The 15,962-nt window shown below is 65.7% G+C and carries 16 protein-coding genes and 1 tRNA gene; 9 read left to right on the top strand and 8 right to left on the bottom strand.

Going from position 1 to position 15,962, the window contains the following annotated elements:
- Positions 1–29 precede the first annotated feature (29 nt).
- Positions 30–1,439 carry a mannose-1-phosphate guanylyltransferase/mannose-6-phosphate isomerase gene (locus P0645_RS07645; protein WP_284163986.1) on the top strand — a complete coding sequence of 470 codons (1,410 nt, stop codon included), beginning with the start codon at positions 30–32 and terminating at the stop codon, positions 1,437–1,439.
- Positions 1,440–1,528: 89 nt separating this feature from the next.
- On the opposite strand, the gene P0645_RS07640 is transcribed toward P0645_RS07645, so the two are convergent.
- The 4 genes from P0645_RS07640 to P0645_RS07625 form a co-directional block, all read right to left on the bottom strand.
- Positions 1,529–2,551 carry a formylglycine-generating enzyme family protein gene (locus P0645_RS07640; protein ID WP_284163985.1) on the bottom strand — a complete coding sequence of 341 codons (1,023 nt, stop codon included), beginning with the start codon at positions 2,549–2,551 and terminating at the stop codon, positions 1,529–1,531.
- Position 2,552: 1 nt separating this feature from the next.
- A complete protein-coding gene (locus P0645_RS07635) occupies positions 2,553–4,163 on the bottom strand; it encodes a GMC oxidoreductase (protein WP_284163984.1) in 1,611 nt (536 codons plus the stop codon).
- On the bottom strand, positions 4,160–5,098 hold the full coding sequence (locus P0645_RS07630; protein WP_284163983.1) for a glycosyltransferase: 939 nt from the start codon (positions 5,096–5,098) through the stop codon (positions 4,160–4,162). The genes P0645_RS07635 and P0645_RS07630 overlap by 4 nt, the downstream gene beginning before the upstream one ends.
- Positions 5,099–5,160: 62 nt before the next feature.
- Entirely contained in the window at positions 5,161–6,213 is a 1,053-nt protein-coding gene (locus P0645_RS07625; protein ID WP_284163982.1) for a Gfo/Idh/MocA family protein, read from the bottom strand.
- 174 nt (positions 6,214–6,387) lie between these two features.
- Here P0645_RS07625 and P0645_RS07620 point away from each other — a divergent pair, with 174 nt between their 5' ends.
- The 3 genes from P0645_RS07620 to P0645_RS07610 all read left to right on the top strand — a co-directional run bounded on the left by P0645_RS07620 (position 6,388) and on the right by P0645_RS07610 (position 9,689).
- A complete protein-coding gene (locus P0645_RS07620; protein WP_284163981.1) occupies positions 6,388–7,473 on the top strand; it encodes an NAD-dependent epimerase/dehydratase family protein in 1,086 nt (361 codons plus the stop codon).
- 160 nt (positions 7,474–7,633) lie between these two features.
- On the top strand, positions 7,634–8,494 hold the full coding sequence (locus P0645_RS07615) for a glycosyltransferase family 2 protein (RefSeq protein ID WP_284163980.1): 861 nt from the start codon (positions 7,634–7,636) through the stop codon (positions 8,492–8,494).
- Positions 8,484–9,689 (top strand): rhamnan synthesis F family protein, encoded by a 1,206-nt coding sequence (locus tag P0645_RS07610; RefSeq protein WP_284163979.1) that lies wholly within the window; start codon positions 8,484–8,486, stop codon positions 9,687–9,689. Before P0645_RS07615 ends, P0645_RS07610 begins: the two co-directional genes overlap by 11 nt.
- A gap of 97 nt (positions 9,690–9,786) precedes the next feature.
- Here the strand turns inward: P0645_RS07610 and P0645_RS07605 are convergent, their stop codons facing one another.
- Positions 9,787–10,209 carry a VOC family protein gene (locus P0645_RS07605; protein WP_284163978.1) on the bottom strand — a complete coding sequence of 141 codons (423 nt, stop codon included), beginning with the start codon at positions 10,207–10,209 and terminating at the stop codon, positions 9,787–9,789.
- 73 nt (positions 10,210–10,282) lie between these two features.
- Between P0645_RS07605 and P0645_RS07600 the strand changes: the two genes are divergently transcribed.
- From P0645_RS07600 to P0645_RS07585, 4 genes are all read left to right on the top strand, one after another.
- Positions 10,283–10,912: a LysE family translocator gene (locus P0645_RS07600; RefSeq protein ID WP_284163977.1), complete on the top strand. Its 630-nt coding sequence runs from the start codon at positions 10,283–10,285 to the stop codon at positions 10,910–10,912.
- A gap of 7 nt (positions 10,913–10,919) precedes the next feature.
- Positions 10,920–11,816 (top strand): homocysteine S-methyltransferase family protein, encoded by an 897-nt coding sequence (locus tag P0645_RS07595; RefSeq protein ID WP_284163976.1) that lies wholly within the window; start codon positions 10,920–10,922, stop codon positions 11,814–11,816.
- Positions 11,816–12,427 carry a nucleotidyltransferase family protein gene (locus tag P0645_RS07590; RefSeq protein ID WP_284163975.1) on the top strand — a complete coding sequence of 204 codons (612 nt, stop codon included), beginning with the start codon at positions 11,816–11,818 and terminating at the stop codon, positions 12,425–12,427. Before P0645_RS07595 ends, P0645_RS07590 begins: the two co-directional genes overlap by 1 nt.
- 80 nt (positions 12,428–12,507) lie before the next feature.
- The gene (locus P0645_RS07585; protein ID WP_284163974.1) at positions 12,508–13,164 is read left to right on the top strand and encodes a pseudouridine synthase; all 657 of its coding nucleotides are present in this window, start codon (positions 12,508–12,510) and stop codon (positions 13,162–13,164) included.
- A 98-nt stretch (positions 13,165–13,262) separates the two neighbouring features.
- Here P0645_RS07585 and ykgO read toward each other — a convergent pair whose 3' ends face one another.
- Positions 13,263–13,388: a type B 50S ribosomal protein L36 gene (gene ykgO, locus P0645_RS07580; RefSeq protein ID WP_100196728.1), complete on the bottom strand. Its 126-nt coding sequence runs from the start codon at positions 13,386–13,388 to the stop codon at positions 13,263–13,265.
- 60 nt (positions 13,389–13,448) lie between these two features.
- Positions 13,449–13,523 (bottom strand) — tRNA-Val (locus tag P0645_RS07575).
- Positions 13,524–13,656: 133 nt separating this feature from the next.
- Here P0645_RS07575 and P0645_RS07570 point away from each other — a divergent pair.
- Positions 13,657–14,532, top strand: a complete 876-nt coding sequence (locus tag P0645_RS07570) for an N-formylglutamate amidohydrolase (RefSeq protein ID WP_284163973.1) — start codon at positions 13,657–13,659, stop codon at positions 14,530–14,532.
- 113 nt (positions 14,533–14,645) lie between these two features.
- Here P0645_RS07570 and P0645_RS07565 read toward each other — a convergent pair whose 3' ends face one another.
- A complete protein-coding gene (locus tag P0645_RS07565) occupies positions 14,646–15,899 on the bottom strand; it encodes a DNA polymerase IV (RefSeq protein ID WP_284163972.1) in 1,254 nt (417 codons plus the stop codon).
- Between the last annotated feature and the right edge of the window lie 63 nt (positions 15,900–15,962).

The following is a 15,962-nucleotide window of genomic DNA, read 5'->3' as shown; positions in this document are numbered from 1 at the left end:
ATCGCCTGACCGAAGCCTAGGAGTGAGTGATGACAGCGACGATCCGGCCGGTGATCCTTTCGGGCGGCACGGGGACGCGGCTCTGGCCGGTCTCGCGCGAAGGGATGGCAAAGCAGCTTCTGCCGCTCGCGGGCGAGCGGACCATGCTGCAGGCGACATTGATGCGTGTGACCGGCGACGAGGGCTTCGGCCCGGCGATGGTGATCGGCGCCCATCCGGTGCGCTTCATCCTGAAGGACCAGATCGAGGCGGTCGCGCCCGCGACCACGCTCGTGCTGGAGCCTGCCCGGCGCGACACGTTCGCCGCCGTCCTTCTTGCCGCGACACTGGCCGCCTCCGACGATCCCGATGCGATCCTCGCGGTGATGCCGTCCGATCACCTGATCAGCGGCGAGGCCGCCTTTTGCGACGCGGTGCGCGCTGCCGCCGCGCGCGCCAGCCAGGGCGGGATTGTGGTGATCGGCGTCACCCCCACCGACCCCGCGACCGGCTATGGCTATATCCGTCCGGGCGCCGAAACAGCGCCGGGCCTCTTCGCGGTGGAGCGTTTTGTCGAGAAACCCGACGAGGCCGGGGCCGCGCGGCTCATTGCCGAAGGCTGCCTGTGGAACGCGGGCCTCTTCGTCTTCCGCGCCGGCTGGCTGATAGAGGCCCTGGCGAAGCTCTACCCCGGCGATGTCTCGCTGATGGAGGAAGCGGTGCGGCGCATGAGCCGCGATCTCGGCATGCTGATCCCGGGCGCCGCTTTCTCGGACGTGCGCCAGATTTCTTTCGACCATGCCTTCATGGAAAAGACCCGCGAAGCTTTCGTGGTGCCCGCCGCCTTCAGCTGGTCGGATGTGGGCGACTGGAACGCGCTGTGGAAGAGCGCGGCTCGCGACGGCAATGGCAATGCGCTGCGCGGCGATGTGGTGGCGAAGAACACGAAGAACACCCTCATCCGCGCCGAAAGCCGCACGGTCTGCGCGCTCGGCGTCGCGGACCTGACCATCGTCGAGACGCCCGATGCCGTGCTCGTTGCCCATCGCGACGCCGCGCAGGAGGTGAAAGGCCTGGTCGAGGCTCTGAAAGCCGCGGGCAACCCGGCGGCAAGCGAACATATCCGCACCCACCGCCCCTGGGGCTGGTACCAGACGACCGACCTTGGCGACCGGTTCCGGGTAAAGCGCATTCAGGTTCGTCCGGGTGCAAAACTGTCGCTCCAGCGCCACCACCACCGCTCCGAACATTGGGTCGTGGTGCGCGGCACCGCCGAGGTGACGGTCGACGGCACGGTCCGCGTCCTGCACGAGAACGAAAGCGCCTATATCCCGATCGGCGCCATCCACCGTCTGGCCAATCCCGGCAAGATCCCGGTCGAGATCATCGAGGTCCAGACCGGCGCCTATCTGGAAGAGGATGATATCGAGCGGATCGAGGATGAATTCGGCCGCGCCTGACCGGCAGGCCCGAACCGGCCTTGCCCTTCACCTTGGTTCAAATACCTCCGGGAGAGCGCGAGAGGGCAGGCAGCCCTCTCGCTCCGCGCTCACGGCATCTCCCGCAAGAGCCGGATGGTCGAGCCTTCGCCGTTGTTATAGGGATGCGGGCCCACCCGCATCGCCGACCGCACCTGCCAGCCGGGGCTGAAGGTCGACCCGCCCTTGAAGACCGCAAGCTCGCAATCCCCGCCCTTGTAGGCCGACCCGTCGGTGATCGATGCCGGGTGAGACGGGGTGAAACAATCCTCGGTCCATTCCCAGCCATTGCCCGCCATGTCGTAAAGGCCAAAGTCGTTCGGCGGCTGAAGTCCGACGGGGCCAACTCGCCATTGATCCCAATTGCCGCCGCAGCCGAAACAGGCGGCGCGGCCCGGCTCCATCGCATCGCCCCAGTAATAGGCCGTCGCCGTGCCCGCCCGCGCGGCATATTCCCATTCGGCCTCAGACGGCAGGCGGTAGGTCTGGCCGGTCTTCGCCGACAGCCAGGCGGCGTAGGCATGGGCATCGTTCTGATCGATCTGGGTGACGGGCCGGGCCAGATAGTCGGTCTCGCCAAAGGCGATCATCCGCGCCGGGCGCCCGGTGATCCTTTCCCAGTCCGGATCGCCCTGCGCCCTTTCCCAGTCCGCGAACGTCACCTCATATTTCGACATCGCAAAAGCCTGGCGGATATGGACAAGCCTGCGCGGACCCTCGCGGTTCAGGAACCTGATCTGCGCCCTGACCGGATAGCGGCCGAAGAAATGCTGGTGCCGCCCGTACTCGATCAGCGGCGAGCCGATCAGATAGTAGCCGGCGGGGATCGTCACCAGTTCCGGGCAGTCCGGGCAATCGCGGACCACCTCGCCCGGCGCCACCGTCTCTGCCCCCGGCTGGCGCAGGGGCAGAAGCTGCGAGACGAGGAACAGGGGCCAGCTTTTCCAGCCTGGCAGGGGATCGTCTGCCGATGCCTCTGCCTCGCCCGCCGCGACGATCCGGTCGAGATCGGAAAGCGCTGAAAGCGCGAGGCCATAAAGAAGCGCCGCGACGAGGCCGAAGGCAACGAGGAGCAGGCGCCAGGGATGTTTCATGTCAATCTCGCAAGCTGTTGGCGATGTCGGCGCCCGCCCGCGCCGAAAGGGCCATGATCGTCAGGCCGGGATTGTGGAACGGATTGGTCGGGAAGGACGCGCTGTCGGTCACCCAGACATTCGGGCAATCATGCAGGCGGTTTCGCGCATCGGTGACATGGCGGCGCGGATCGTTGCCCATAGAGGCCCCGCCGGTTTCATGGATCGACGAGCCGGGAATCAGCGCCCCCTCGGGCGTGTAGACCAAGGGCCCCGCGATCTTGTAGACCAGCTTCGAGATCAGGCTTTCGCGCCCCAAGAGATCGTCGGGCAGACCGAAAGTCTCTGAAAGATCCTTCAGCACCGCCTGCATGTCGGCGATCATCGCGCGTTCATTGTCGGAATGGGTCAGCGTCACTCTCGCGACCGGCAGGCCCCAGGCATCGGTTTTCCCCCGGTCAAGCTCCACCCGGTTCTCGGCCCGCGGCAAGACCTCGCCGATCGCCATGAAGAACCAGCCGGGCGACAGGCGCCCGACCGAGCCCAGAAGCGAATAGCCGCGCAGGAAGGGCAGCCCTTCCGGCCCGGCGCGGTTGCGGAACGAGGGGATATAGATCCCCGATTGCTGGCCGAAATCGTAAGGATCGTGGCCCGCGCCCATCCCCTCGACCTCGGGCAAGGTTCCGGCGCGGAAGACCATCAGATGGTCGGACAGATAGCGCCCGAGATTGCCCGACGAATTGCCCAGCCCCGCCCCATGACGCCCGCCCGAGGACATCTGCAACAGCCGCACGCTTTCGATGGTCGAGGCGCAGACAGCAACCGCCCGCGCCTTGACCGTTACCCGCGCCTTCGTCCGCGCGTCGATGTAGGTGACGCCGGTCGCGAGACCGGTCGCCGGATCGGTCTCGACCCGCGCCGCAATGGCATCGGGTCTGAGCTCCGCGCTTCCCGTCGCCAGCGCGGCCTTCAGCGTCGGCACCTCGCGCCCCGTCATGTGATGGATGATCCGGCAGGTCGTGGCGGGCCGGTCGGGCCATTTCTCCGCCATCTCGGCGATCAGCCGCCGTTCAGCCTGCGTCAACGGGTGGGGGTGGCTGTAGTGCCCGTCGGGCAGGTTATCGATCCCTGCCGCCTCGCCCGTCACACCCAGAAATTTCTCGACACGGCCATACCAGGGATCGAGGTCGCCATAGCTGACCGGCCAGCCATCGCCGAACCCGTCGCGCTCCGCCATATGCAGGTCGAGGTCGGAAATGCGCAGCGCATTCCGCCCCCACAGATGCAGCCGCCCGCCGACCTGCCGCGCCCGGTACCAGTTGAAGCGCGCGCCCGGCCCGGTCGAATAGGGGTTCTGCCGGTCGTTGATGAAAAGGTGGGACGTCTGCGGCGTGAAGGACATGCAGCGCGCCTGCACCGCCTGGCCCTTCAGGATCGACATGACCCGGGTCAGGACCGAAACGCGCGAGCCTTCCTCGTGCGCCTGCGGCGGGAAATCCTTCGCCGGATCAAGCTTTCGCCCGGCTTCCAGGACCAGCGTCGAAAGCCCGCGCTCGGCGCATTCCTTTGCCACCCAGCCCCCGGCGGCGCCGGAGCCGATGACGATGACGTCGAAGGCCTCGGCTTCGCTCATGGCCGCCGCGTCACATAGCCCCAGACCTCGCCCACGGTCCAGGCGATGGTGAGGATGATCACGTATGGGAGTGCCAGTAGATAGCGCCCGCCCCGGCCCTTTCGCGCCTGCGTCAGCCCATGTCGCAGCCAGAGGCTGACCGGAATGAGCGGCGAAAGCGCGATATAGAAGAACCGCTGGCGCGGCGTGAAATGCTTGGCCCTAATCCAGCCAAAGAGCCGACCCCAATGGAACCGTTCCGGCAGAAGTCGGGCGAGCGTCGCGGGCGGTCGGACATGTTCTACCACCAGTTCGTTCGACAAAAGCAGTTCCTCGCCAAGCGAGATCAGGTGCCAGTTCACCACCGGTTCATGAAACCGCTCGCGCCAGAGATGCCGCGTCGCCTCCAGCGCCTTGCGGGAATAGGTGACATTGACGTCCGACACCCAGGTTGCTGGCCCTGTCTCGAACGGGCGACCATAGCGGCCGAAATCGGTGACCCAGAAGGCCCAGTTCAGAAGGCTCGTCGGTTCCTTGCAGTCGATTGCACCGCCGATGACGTTGCGGCCCGTCTCGCGATGCAGGCGCACGACCGTTGCCGCCCAATCGGGCGCGGGATGACCGCGGTCTTCCAGAATGGCGATGATGTCGCCGGTCGCCGCCGCAAGCCCCGCCGCGCGGCGGCGGTCGAAAAGCTCATGCTGCCCGGCTTCGGTGGTGATCGGGTAGATGGGCGTGATGGTGCCCAGGTCGAGGAAGGTCACATGCGGAAATTCCGCCGCATAGCTCGCCACATCCGCCGCGGTCGCGTCATAGGGAACGATCAGTTCCAGACGCGGCGGCGTTGTGAAACGCTGCGTGGCTTTCAGAAACTCCCGCAGATAGGGGCCGCCGTCGACGATGGTGACGACGATCGACAGAAGCGGACCTTCTTTCACCTCAAGACCTTCGCTCAATTCATTCCCTCAAACATCATCGTCATAGCACGGGCACCCGCCCATCCAAAGGTTCGGCCGCGTCAGACCCGCATCGGGCCGAGGTCTTCCAGCCTGACGGGCAAACCGGTTCGCGTGCTTTCCGGCACGGCGGCGGCAATCTCGACCGCGCGCAGCGCGGCATGTCCGTCGGCGATGCGCAAGCCGCTTTCGCCCCGTGTCAGTCGCAGGAAATCCGCGAGTTCCGCCGCGAACGAGGCCTCTGCCGTCACCTTCCAGCTTCTGAGTTTCTCGGTCAGCTTCACGCCCCAGAAACGGTTCCGCTCCCGCCGAACCGCGCCGCCGGGCTTGTCCATGGTGATCGTCAGCGTTTCCATCGGTGCATAGGCGCCCATCACCATGCCGTGGCTGCCATAGACCTCGACCGCGCTGCGATAGCCTTTCCAGTCGGTCCAGGTCGCCTGATAAGTCGCGGCAAGACCCGAGGGCGACTTGAAGATCGCCATGGCATTGTCCTCCGACCCCGGCACCTTCCAGACCTTTTCGGTCGCCACGCCATAGACCTCGGTGATCTCGCCCATCAGGTGACGCGCCATGTCGGTCATGTGGATGCCCACATCCCACAAGGCCCCGCCGCCCGAAACCTCGGCCTTGTATTCCCAGTCATAGGCGAATTTCGGCAGGCCCTCGTGCCCGCCATAGATGCGGATATGGTCGATCTCGCCGATGCGGCCGCTCTCCATCACGTCCTTCACATGGGCGAAGGCCGGGTAATAGCGCATGTTGAAGCCCGCCCCCAGCACCCGGCCCGCGCGCTTGGCCGCCGCGACGATCCGGCGGCTGCCTTCGACCGTGTGGTGCAGCGGCTTTTCGGACAGGACATGCAGGCCGCGCTCGAAGGCGGCAAGGCAGAGGGGCTCGCGCACATGGGCGGGGGTCGAGATGATGACGGCATCCATCTTCTCGTCGAGGAAGCGGCCAAGCTCGGTATGAACCACCGCGCCACCGGCCAGCGCGCGGGCCTTGTCGGCGTCAAGGTCCATCACCGCTACAAGATCGCATGCGGGATTGGCCCGCACCGTCGCCACCCGCATCCGGCCGATCTTGCCCGCCGCCCCGATGATCCCGATCCGCATCCTGCCCTTTCCGATCCGCCAGCTTTCGCAGCGGACATCATCAATGATCGCGAAACAATCGCTTTGTCGCGCGGCTAGCATGGGCACGGGATTCGGGCCAGCCCCGGGACGCTTCGGTGTTCCGTTCGGAAACACTCGCGGCTAGGGTCGGGGAAAGCGGAAAGGATGGGGAAGATGGCAGGGTTCGAAAGCGCGCTGAAGAGCCGGAAGGTGCTGGTGACCGGAGCATCGGGCTTCATCGGTCGGCCGCTGGTCGCGGCGCTGGTCGCGGCGGGGGCGGAGGTGACGGCGCTTGGCCGTACCCGGCATTCGGCCGCGCCGTTCCGGGGGCAGCCTGTGCGCTGCCTGACCGGCGCGATGGGCGATCCGGCTGCGGCGCGCGCGGCGGTTGCGGGGCAGGAGGTGATCTTCAACCTCGCCTATGACTTCCGCGATACCGGTGCTGCAAATGTCGCCGCGCTTGAAACATTGATTGCCGCCGCCGAGGCAGAGGGTCGGGCGCGGATCGTCCATACCAGTTCCATCGTCGTCTATGACGACTGGCCCGCTGGCACCCTGACGGAATCATCCCCGATGGACCGGCCGGGCGGCAGCCCCTACCGGCAGGCGAAGGTAGCGATGGAGCGGCGGCTGATGGGGTCGCCCCTGCCGGTCGCGATCCTGCAGCCGACCATCGTCTGGGGACCGGGGTCGAGCCTCTGGACCGACGGTTTTGCCGAAGCGCTGATTGCGGGTGCCGTGGTGCTGCCGGAACCGGAGGGCCTGTGCCAGGGTGTCTATGTCGACGATGTGGTGCAGGCCTGCCTCCGCGCCGCCGTCCTGCCCGACCTCGGGCGCGAGCGCTTCATCATCAACGGGCCCGAACCCTTCCCCTGGTCCGCTCTGCTGGAGGGCTACAGCAAGTCCCTCGGCCGTGGAGAGATCCGTTTCGCCCCGGCCGAGAGCCTGAAACCGGCCGTCCCGCATGGCGCAGAGCCGGAGCCCGACCACGCGCCCTCCGCCGCCGCCCGCATCTCGGCCCTCGGCCGCCGCCTGATCGGGCGTGCGCGTTTCGAGGCGCTGGTGCGCGCCGCCAAACGTCGCCTGAAGCGCGGCGGCGAGATGCGGCCCGACGCCCATCTTTACGAATTGATGGTCGCGGCGGGGCGGTGCCCCTCGCAACTGGCAGCCGATAGGTTTGGCTTCTCGCCGACCTTCGGGCTCGTTCAAGGGCTGCAGGCGGTGGCGCCTCATCTCGCGCAACTCGGTCGGTCAGGATGATGACGACACCTGCGCGCGCCCCGTGTGCATCTTCAATCTGTCGGCAACTTGGCGCGCAGATTCGACTGCGTGAGAAAAAACCTGCCCATTAAGGGTTTGGTGCGGCACGAAGACGACAACCGGGGGTGTAAGCAGGCGTGTTTTGCACTATGTTCGGATCATGTCTGACACCTGCCGCACCACGATCGTCTCGGTCTGCTACAACAGTCTCGCCGTTCTGCCCGCGATGCTGGCGTCGGTGCCCGCTGGCGTGCCCGTGATCCTGGTCGACAATGCATCAGCCGATCCGGATGGCGTCCGGAAACTGGCCGAAGCGGCCGACGCGCGCGTCATCCGCAATGCTGCCAACCGGGGATTTGGCGTTGCCTGCAATATTGGCGCTGCCGAGGCATCGACCGAATTCTTGCTGTTCCTCAATCCTGATGCCGCGCTTGAGAGCGGTTGCCTTGAGGGTCTTGAGGCGGCAATGGACCGCTTTCCTCAAGCGTCCGCGCTGAACCCGCGGATCACCGAAGCCGACGGGCGAGCCTATTTCAAGCGGCGGAGCGTGCTGTTGCCGCGTCGCGAACATATGCCGCGCGGGTGGCCCGAGGCAGATCGCGAAGTGAGCGTGCTGTCGGGTGCCGCGCTTATGGTGCGCCGCGCGGATTTCGAGGCCCTTGGCGGTTTCGACCCGAAGATATTCCTCTACCACGAAGATGATGACCTGAGCCTCCGGCTGCGCGCCGAGCGCGGCCCGCTCATGTTCATCCGCGGCGCAGCGGTCCGGCACGCAGGCGGCGGATCCAGCCCGCGCAGCGCAGAAATGGCGGCGTTCAAGGCCTGGCACATGGGACGATCCCGTGTCTATGCCGCGCGCAAGCACGGTCTGAGATGGGGAGGGGTCGTTGCGGCAATGGCAGGCATTGCGCAAATGGCATTGCCGTGGAATATCGTCTCCCGAAGACAGCTTCATAAAAGGTATGGTTTTGTTCGCGGCGTCTTCTCCGGCTACTTGGGTGCAGACCAGAATGTCCAATAAGATGAGTCTCTCGACATTCGGCCGGAAGGCACGGCGCGAGGTTCGCCGAATTGGGCTGCAGTTGAACAACCTGCCCTATCGACTCTTCGAATCCACCTTCGTTCAACTTCACTACGATCTGACGAAGTCCTACAGGACACAGACCACCTCTGGCCGAATGGAGCTGCGCGACAAGTGTGCGGTGTATCTGATCTACCCTCAGGACGGTGTTGCCGCGTCGCATTTTCTGGCGCTGGATTATCTGGCTGCGTCCGGATATGCGCCGGTCGTCGTGTCGAACCTGCCATTGACCGCAGAGGCGCGCAGGGCGCTTGCCGAGAAATCCCATGTTGTCATAGAGCGCCCGAATTTCGGATATGACTTCGGCGGTTATCGCGACGGAATCCTGTTCCTCAAGGACAGGCTTCAAGGGTTGCAGCATCTCGCCCTCTTGAATGATTCGGTCTGGTTTCCGCTTCCCGGCTCCTACGACTGGCTCAAGCGGATGGAGCGATCCGGCAAGGATTTCTGGGCTTCGATCTGGGCATGGGCCGTTCCAAAACGGGAACCTGAGGATTTCCGGCGGATCGACTGGCGGATCGACAAGACCAGGCGACATTTTCACTATGCCTCTTTCGCGCTGGGATTTTCTGGAAAAGTCCTGAGAGATGCCGGTTTCGCGCAATTCTGGCGAAGCCTCAGGCTTACCTCGGACAAGGACCTTACCGTCCGGCGCGGAGAGATGGGCCTGACGCGATGGATATTGCACAACGGCTATTCACATGCTGCAGCATCCGAAATGGCGGATCTTCCCAGCATCCTTTCCAGTCTGTCGGACCGGGAGGTGCGGAGGGTCTTTGACGAGCTTATCAGCGTCAATGATCCAGACATGAGCGCCTTCCGGCGACAGTATGCTGCGCAGATCGACGTCAGGACTGCGGACAGGGCCGATCTGGAGAAGATCATATTGTGCAGCGTCGCTCGCCAGGGCGCGAGCTATGCCATCGCCGGGTTGCTGACACGCAAACTGGGCTTCCCCTTTCTGAAAAAGTCCCCCTGCACTGCCGGGCCCGAAAGCGCACGCGTCATGCTCGCCATAGCGAACCATCTGAGTTGGATGGGCGACAGCTGCATCTCTAGTGAAATCCGGGCACAGGTCGAGAAGGCCGTGCAAGAGAATGTTCCCGCGGTGCAGGAATTTCGCCTCGCCTCCTAGCGAGTTGCCGGCACTCGTCCCAGTTGGACGCCGCTACCCCTGCTTCTCGCAGGCGCCGGAAAGTAGCTGAAACTGCGTGGCATCCGTCGGCGCCGCGTCAAAGCCGTCGGCTCGCCACCCAAGCATAGCCGTTCGGGCAAAGAACATAGCATTCCCTGAGCCCATGCGGCTTGTCGGTCGGCGGCTGAAGGATCGTCGCCTGATCGTCCGCCGCGGCCAGGGCCGCCACCCCGTCCGGGTCGCTTTCATAGAGCCTGATCTCGATACCTGCGCCGCGCGGACCCGCTTCGGGCAAGAGCGACAGGAGCGGGTTCGACCCATAGGTCTGGTCGGCGTGCAGCTGAAACAGCTGCTCGCCATAGGTCATGATGGCGAAATCCTTCGACAGCCGGTGGACGCCCATGCCGAAGAGCCGGGTCAGGAACGCCGCTTCCGCCTGCACGTCCCGCACCAGAAGGTTGAGCCCGATACCCTTCAGCGAGCGGCCGAAATCCTCGGGGCTGATCTTTTCGAAATCCATGGTTCCTCCCGATGCCCTTGTCCTGCACGCCACTGCCCTTGTCAAAGCCCGCGCGCCCATGGATGGTCGGGCCATGACCGACGCAGTCTTCAGCCTGATCCCGGCCCATGACCTCGCCATCTTCGTGATGGCAGGGCTGATCCTCAATCTCACGCCCGGCGCCGATGTGATGTTTGCGACCGCCGCGGGCCTCTCGGGCGGGCCGCGCGCGGGGGCGGCAGCCGGGCTTGGTGTCGGGCTTGGTGGGCTCTGGCATGTCGGCCTCGCCACGCTCGGGCTTTCGGCGCTGCTTGCAGCCATGCCAACGGCGCTTACCCTGCTTCGCTGGGCCGGGGCGGCCTATCTTCTGTGGCTCGCCTGGTCGAGCTGGCGGGCAGGCAACGCACACCTTCCACAGCCAGAAGCGATCAGCCCGGCCCGTGCCCTTTGGCGCGGCTTTCTCGTCAATGCCTTCAACCCCAAGGTCGCGCTCTTCATCCTCGCCTTCCTGCCGCAGTTCACCGATCCGGCGCGCGGACCGGTCTGGCAGCAGATCGCGATCCTCGGGCTGCTTTTCACCCTGACCGGCACGATGGTCACCGCGCTTTACGGGGCGGCCGCAGGGCTCTTCCGCTCTGCTCTGGCCGCGCGATTGCATCTTCTCAACCGGCTGGCGGCGGGGCTTCTCGCCCTGCTCGCCATTCGCCTTCTTCGCACCAACTGAGGTTTCCATGGCAGACATCACCCTTCTTGACGGCGGCATGGGGCAGGAGCTGATCGCCCGGTCCGGCGATCCGCCGACGCCGCTCTGGGCCACACAGGTGATGATCGGCCATCCCGGCCTCGTCGGCGCGATCCACGCCGATTACTTCACCGCCGGATCGACCGTCGCCACCGCCAACACCTATGCGATCGAGCGCGAGCGGCTGAGGACGTTCGAGATCGAGGATCGGTTCAGGTCGCTGATGGAACAGGCGCTGCGCGAGGCAACCGAAGCCCGCGCCGCCCATGGCACGGGTCGGATCGCGGGCTCGCTTGGCCCGCTCGTCGCCTCCTACCGGTCGGATGTCCTGCCGCCGCACGAGGTTGCCGTTGCCCGCTACCGCGAGGCGGCAGGGCTGATGGCGCCACATGTCGATCTGCTGATCGCCGAAACCGTGCCCTCGCTCGCCTCGGCGCGGGCCGTGGCCGAAGGCGCCTCGGGCGCGGGAAAACCGCTCTGGCTGTCGGTCACGGTGGATGACGAGGACGGCACGCTTCTGCGGTCGGGCGAGAAGGTCGCGGGCCTCGCGCCGATCCTGCGTGACCATGGCGTTGCGGCTGTGCTTGCCAATTGTTCGGCGCCCGAGGCGATGGCGGCAGCACTCGATATCTTCAGGGGCTTCGGCCTGCCCTTCGGCGCCTATGCCAATGGTTTCCAGCAGATCACCAAGGAATTCCTCAAGGACAATCCGACCGTCGACCTCCTGAGCGCCCGGCCCGAGATGACACCGGCCCGCTATGCCGATTTCGCCCATCTCTGGGTGACGATGGGCGCGACGATCATCGGCGGCTGTTGCGAGACGACACCCGCCCATATCGCCGAGATCGCCCGGCGACTAAGTGCCGAGGGTCACCGGATCGTCTGATGCCACCCGACCATCTTCGCTTCGCAGCGCGGTCGTCCGACGATCAGCGCGCCGCGCTGTTCGACATCGTGCGCGACAGCCCGGTGCTGATGCGGACGCTGGCGGGTCTAAGGGCGCTTGACCTGCCGGACAGCTGGCTCGTCTCGGGCGCGATCTACAATCAGGTCTGGAACCATCTCACCGGGCGGCCCGAGATGCATGGGGTCAAGGACATCGACCTTTTCTATTTCGACGCGGACACCAGCTACGAGGCCGAAGACCGCGAAATCCGCCGCGCCGCACTGCTCTTCCCGCCCGAACCGCCGGTCGAACTGCGCAATCAGGCGCGCGTGCATCTGTGGTACGAGTCGCATTTCGGTCAGAACCGCGCGCCCCTGCCCGACAGCCGCACCGCCATCGACCAGTTCGCCAGCCGCACCCATTGCGTCGGGCTGCGGCTTGAAGCGGATTACAGCCTGACGCTGCATGCCCCTTACGGACTCGATGACATCTTCGCCTTCCGTCTCACGCCTAACCCCTGCCTGCCGAACCGGGCAACGCACGAGGCGAAGGCCGCGCGGCAAAGATCCTGCTGGCCCGAACTGACCGTTGTCCCCTGGCCCGCCGACTGACCGATCGCGCCTTGCCCTTTCACTCTGGTCCAAATATCCCGGGGTGCGGGGTGGAACCCCGCTCCTGCCGCCCGGGATCCATGACCGACTTCACCTATGCGCCCCCCGACGAACCCGTCCGCGTTGTCCATGCCGATCACGCGGTTCTTCTCGTCGACAAGCCCGCAGGCCTCCTTTCCGTGCCGGGCAAGGGCGAGCATCTGGCAGATTGCATGATCGCGCGCGTGCAGAAGCTTTACCCCGAGGCTTTGCTCGTCCACCGGCTCGATCTCGATACATCGGGGGTCATGGTCTTTGCCCTGACCCGCCATGCGCAAAGGGAGCTTGGCGCGCAGTTCGAGGGACGGCAGACGAAGAAGGTCTATCGCGCGCGGCTTTGGGGGCATCTCGAGCCGAAGGAGGGACGGGTCGATCTGCCGCTGATCGTCGACTGGCCGAACCGGCCGCGTCAGCATGTGAACCATGAGACCGGCAAGCCCGCCCAGACCGACTGGCGCGTCCTTGGCCACGATCCGGACGGTACGACGCGGGTCAGGCTTTACCCGCTGACCGGGCGCAGCCATCAACTGCGGGTCCATTGCCAGGCGCTCGGCCATCCGATCCTCGGCGATCCGCTCTATGCCGAGGGCCCGGCGCGGGACTTTCCGCGCCTGATGCTTCATGCCGAGAGCCTGCGCTTCCGCCATCCGGAAACCGGCAAGGGCATCACCTTCTCGGCGCCCTGTCCGTTTCGCTGAACGCCCAACATGAAAAGACCGCCCGGGTTTCCCGCGGGCGGTCTTTCAAATTCCGTGCGCTCGAAGCGATCAGCCCAGGGAGATCAACCCTGATGGGCTCAACCCTGACGGGCCTTGTAGCGCTTCTGCGTCTTGTTGATCACATAGACCCGGCCCTTGCGGCGCACGATCTGGCAATCGCGGTGACGCGTCTTGAGCGAGCGGAGCGAGTTCGCAACCTTCATCGTTCTCTCCTTCGCAGGCCAAGTCGGCGCTGCATGACTTGCCCCCGGAGGGGCGGTGAATGGTGGGCGCGACAAGGATCGAACTTGTGACCCCTACGATGTCAACGTAGTGCTCTACCGCTGAGCTACGCGCCCGCCGTCAACAATTCCGCCCATTCCAAACAATAAGGACGCGGGCGGAACCGCGTCGGTCCCGGGGTCTATATAAAGAGTCGTCGGGGCTTGCAAGAGGGTTTGGCGCTTAAGTTTTTGGCGCTATGGTTGGTGCATGACAAGACCGGCTGCACAGACGATCGCCTACGAACTCCACCTGCCGGAAGACCGCCGGACCAGCGTGGTTTTCGCCTCGCCCCATTCCGGCCGCGCCTATCCCGAAGCGTTTCTCAGGGCGTCGGTGCTTGATGAACGCGCGATCCGCTCTTCTGAAGATGCCTTCGTGGATTTGCTGCTTGGCGGCGTGACAGAACTCGGCGCGCCTTTGCTGACAGGCATGGCGCCGCGCGCCTACCTCGACCTCAACCGCGGGGCGGATGAGCTTGACCCGGCCGTCGTCGAAAGCGCGCTGGCCTTCGCCCACAATCCGCGAATCGCCTCGGGTCTCGGGGTCATCCCCCGCGTCGTCTCGGGCGGGCGCGCGATCTATCGCGGCAAGATCCCGATGTCGGAGGCGCGCGAGCGCATCCAGACCTATTGGCACCCCTATCACGACCGCCTGCGCGCGCTTTTGTCCGAATCGCGGGGGCTTTTCGGCCAGGCGATCCTCGTCGATGTCCATTCGATGCCGCATGAGGCGATGGAAACCCTCGCCCACCGGCCCGGCCACCGCCCCGAGATCGTGATCGGCGACCGCTATGGTGCCTCGGCTGCGGGCGGCATCACCGACGCGGTCGAGGAAGCCTTCCGCGCCCGGGGCTTCACCGTGGCCCGCAACGCGCCCTTCGCGGGGGCCTATATCGTCCAGACCTACGGCCGCCCCGGCATCGGCCAGCATGCCCTGCAGATCGAGATCGACCGCAGGCTTTACATGGATGAGCGCACGATCACCCCGCACGGCGATTTCGCGCCCTTCAAGGAACGGTTGCAGCATGTCCTCGGCGATATCGCCGCGATCGGCGGCGAGGCGCAGAAGCTCGCGGCAGAATAGCGCGCCGGGGCGGGCGGCTCGTCGAGCCCTTGCGTGCTCTTCTCGCCGTTGTCAGCGCGCAATCGATCCGACGCGTGCACGAAGTGCTCGAGGAGGCCGCGGCCCTTCGCCGACTACCGAAGCGCCCGGCCCTTGACGATCGCGTCCTTGCCGAATTTAGCGCGGATCCGGTCGGCGGCGCGCTCGGCGCCCACACGCCGCACGGCCTCAGGGTCGAGAAGATCGCCCGACAGGTCCGCCTCGCGCCCCGGCCGGATGTCAGAAAGACCGACGCCGATCAGCCGGAAGGGCCCGGGTTCCCTCACGCCCGCCATCAATTCCGCCGCCGCGCGGTAGAGGCGGTCGGCGGTCTGGGTCGGTTCATGCAGCCGGTGACTGCGCGTCAGGAGCGAGAAATTCGCCCGCCTCAGTTTCAGCGTGACCGTGACACCGGCAAGGTCCTTGGCCTTCGCCCGGTCGGTGACCCGTTCCGACAGGCGCCAGATATGGCCGTCGAGCAGTTCGCGGTCGGCGGTATCCTCGTCGAACGTCGTCTCGGCAGAGATCGATTTCATCGGCTCGTGCGGGTTCACCCGCCGGTGATCCTCGCCCCGCGCCAGATGCCAGAGCCGGTCACCTATCGAACCGAACTTCTGTCCCAGGTCCTTGCGGTCCCACCGCAAGAGATCGTCGAATGTCCGTATCCCCGCCTGTTCCAGCATGGCCTGCGAGGCGGCACCCACGCCCCAGATCATCCGCACGGGCTTGCCCTTCAGGAAGGCCGCGGTATCGGCCCGGCCGATCACCGAAAACCCGCGCGGCTTGTCGAGGTCGGAAGCGACCTTGGCGAGGAACTTGTTGTGCGACAGGCCGACCGAACCGGTGAGACCAAGTTCCCCCTCCATCCGCTTCAGAAGCCTGCAGAGCAGGACGGCGGGCGGCGCCTTGTGCAGCCGCGCGGTTCCGGTCAGGTCGAGGAAGGCTTCATCCAGCGACAGGGGTTCGATCTGCGGGGTCAGCGCCTCCATCAACGCACGGATTTCCTTCGAGACGGCGGCATAGTGACTGCCGCGCGGCTTGATGACCACTGCCTCGGGGCAAAGCTTCAGCGCCTGGAACATCGGCATGGCCGACCTTACGCCCTTGATGCGTGCCAGATAGCAGCAGGTGGAAACGACGCCGCGCTTCGCCCCGCCGACGATCACCGGCCTGTCGCGCAGGTCCGGCCGGTCGCGCTTTTCGACCGAGGCATAGAAGGCGTCGCAGTCCATATGCGCGATGGACAGGTCGAATAGTTCCGGGTGCGCAAGAACGCGCGGCGACCGGCAGGCCGGGCAGCGGCTGCCGGAGTCGAAAGGATGAAAGCAGTCGCGGCACAGGGCGGGCATGGGCCCAGTATAGGCCCCTGCCCGCCCCGAGGAAACGCTCGCCTGTCTGGCGAGCCCTACGGA

The sequence above is a fragment of the Frigidibacter sp. SD6-1 genome (assembly GCF_030143255.1).
Classification (GTDB): domain Bacteria; phylum Pseudomonadota; class Alphaproteobacteria; order Rhodobacterales; family Rhodobacteraceae; genus TMP-24.
The sequence above is the reverse complement of the archived record's forward strand: the minus strand, read 5'-3'. Positions and strand labels throughout refer to the sequence as shown.

Bases quoted from the DNA above. Each gene is read 5' to 3' on its own strand.
- P0645_RS07645 (WP_284163986.1), top strand. From the start codon at position 30: ATGACAGCGACGATCCGGCCGGTGATCCTTTCGGGCGGCACGGGGACG.
- P0645_RS07640 (WP_284163985.1), bottom strand. From the start codon at position 2,551: ATGAAACATCCCTGGCGCCTGCTCCTCGTTGCCTTCGGCCTCGTCGCG.
- P0645_RS07635 (WP_284163984.1), bottom strand. From the start codon at position 4,163: ATGAGCGAAGCCGAGGCCTTCGACGTCATCGTCATCGGCTCCGGCGCC.
- P0645_RS07625 (WP_284163982.1), bottom strand. From the start codon at position 6,213: ATGCGGATCGGGATCATCGGGGCGGCGGGCAAGATCGGCCGGATGCGG.
- P0645_RS07620 (WP_284163981.1), top strand. From the start codon at position 6,388: ATGGCAGGGTTCGAAAGCGCGCTGAAGAGCCGGAAGGTGCTGGTGACC.
- P0645_RS07615 (WP_284163980.1), top strand. From the start codon at position 7,634: ATGTCTGACACCTGCCGCACCACGATCGTCTCGGTCTGCTACAACAGT.
- P0645_RS07610 (WP_284163979.1), top strand. From the start codon at position 8,484: ATGTCCAATAAGATGAGTCTCTCGACATTCGGCCGGAAGGCACGGCGC.
- P0645_RS07605 (WP_284163978.1), bottom strand. From the start codon at position 10,209: ATGGATTTCGAAAAGATCAGCCCCGAGGATTTCGGCCGCTCGCTGAAG.
- P0645_RS07600 (WP_284163977.1), top strand. From the start codon at position 10,283: ATGACCGACGCAGTCTTCAGCCTGATCCCGGCCCATGACCTCGCCATC.
- P0645_RS07595 (WP_284163976.1), top strand. From the start codon at position 10,920: ATGGCAGACATCACCCTTCTTGACGGCGGCATGGGGCAGGAGCTGATC.
- P0645_RS07590 (WP_284163975.1), top strand. From the start codon at position 11,816: ATGCCACCCGACCATCTTCGCTTCGCAGCGCGGTCGTCCGACGATCAG.
- P0645_RS07585 (WP_284163974.1), top strand. From the start codon at position 12,508: ATGACCGACTTCACCTATGCGCCCCCCGACGAACCCGTCCGCGTTGTC.
- ykgO (WP_100196728.1), bottom strand. From the start codon at position 13,388: ATGAAGGTTGCGAACTCGCTCCGCTCGCTCAAGACGCGTCACCGCGAT.
- P0645_RS07570 (WP_284163973.1), top strand. From the start codon at position 13,657: ATGACAAGACCGGCTGCACAGACGATCGCCTACGAACTCCACCTGCCG.
- P0645_RS07565 (WP_284163972.1), bottom strand. From the start codon at position 15,899: ATGCCCGCCCTGTGCCGCGACTGCTTTCATCCTTTCGACTCCGGCAGC.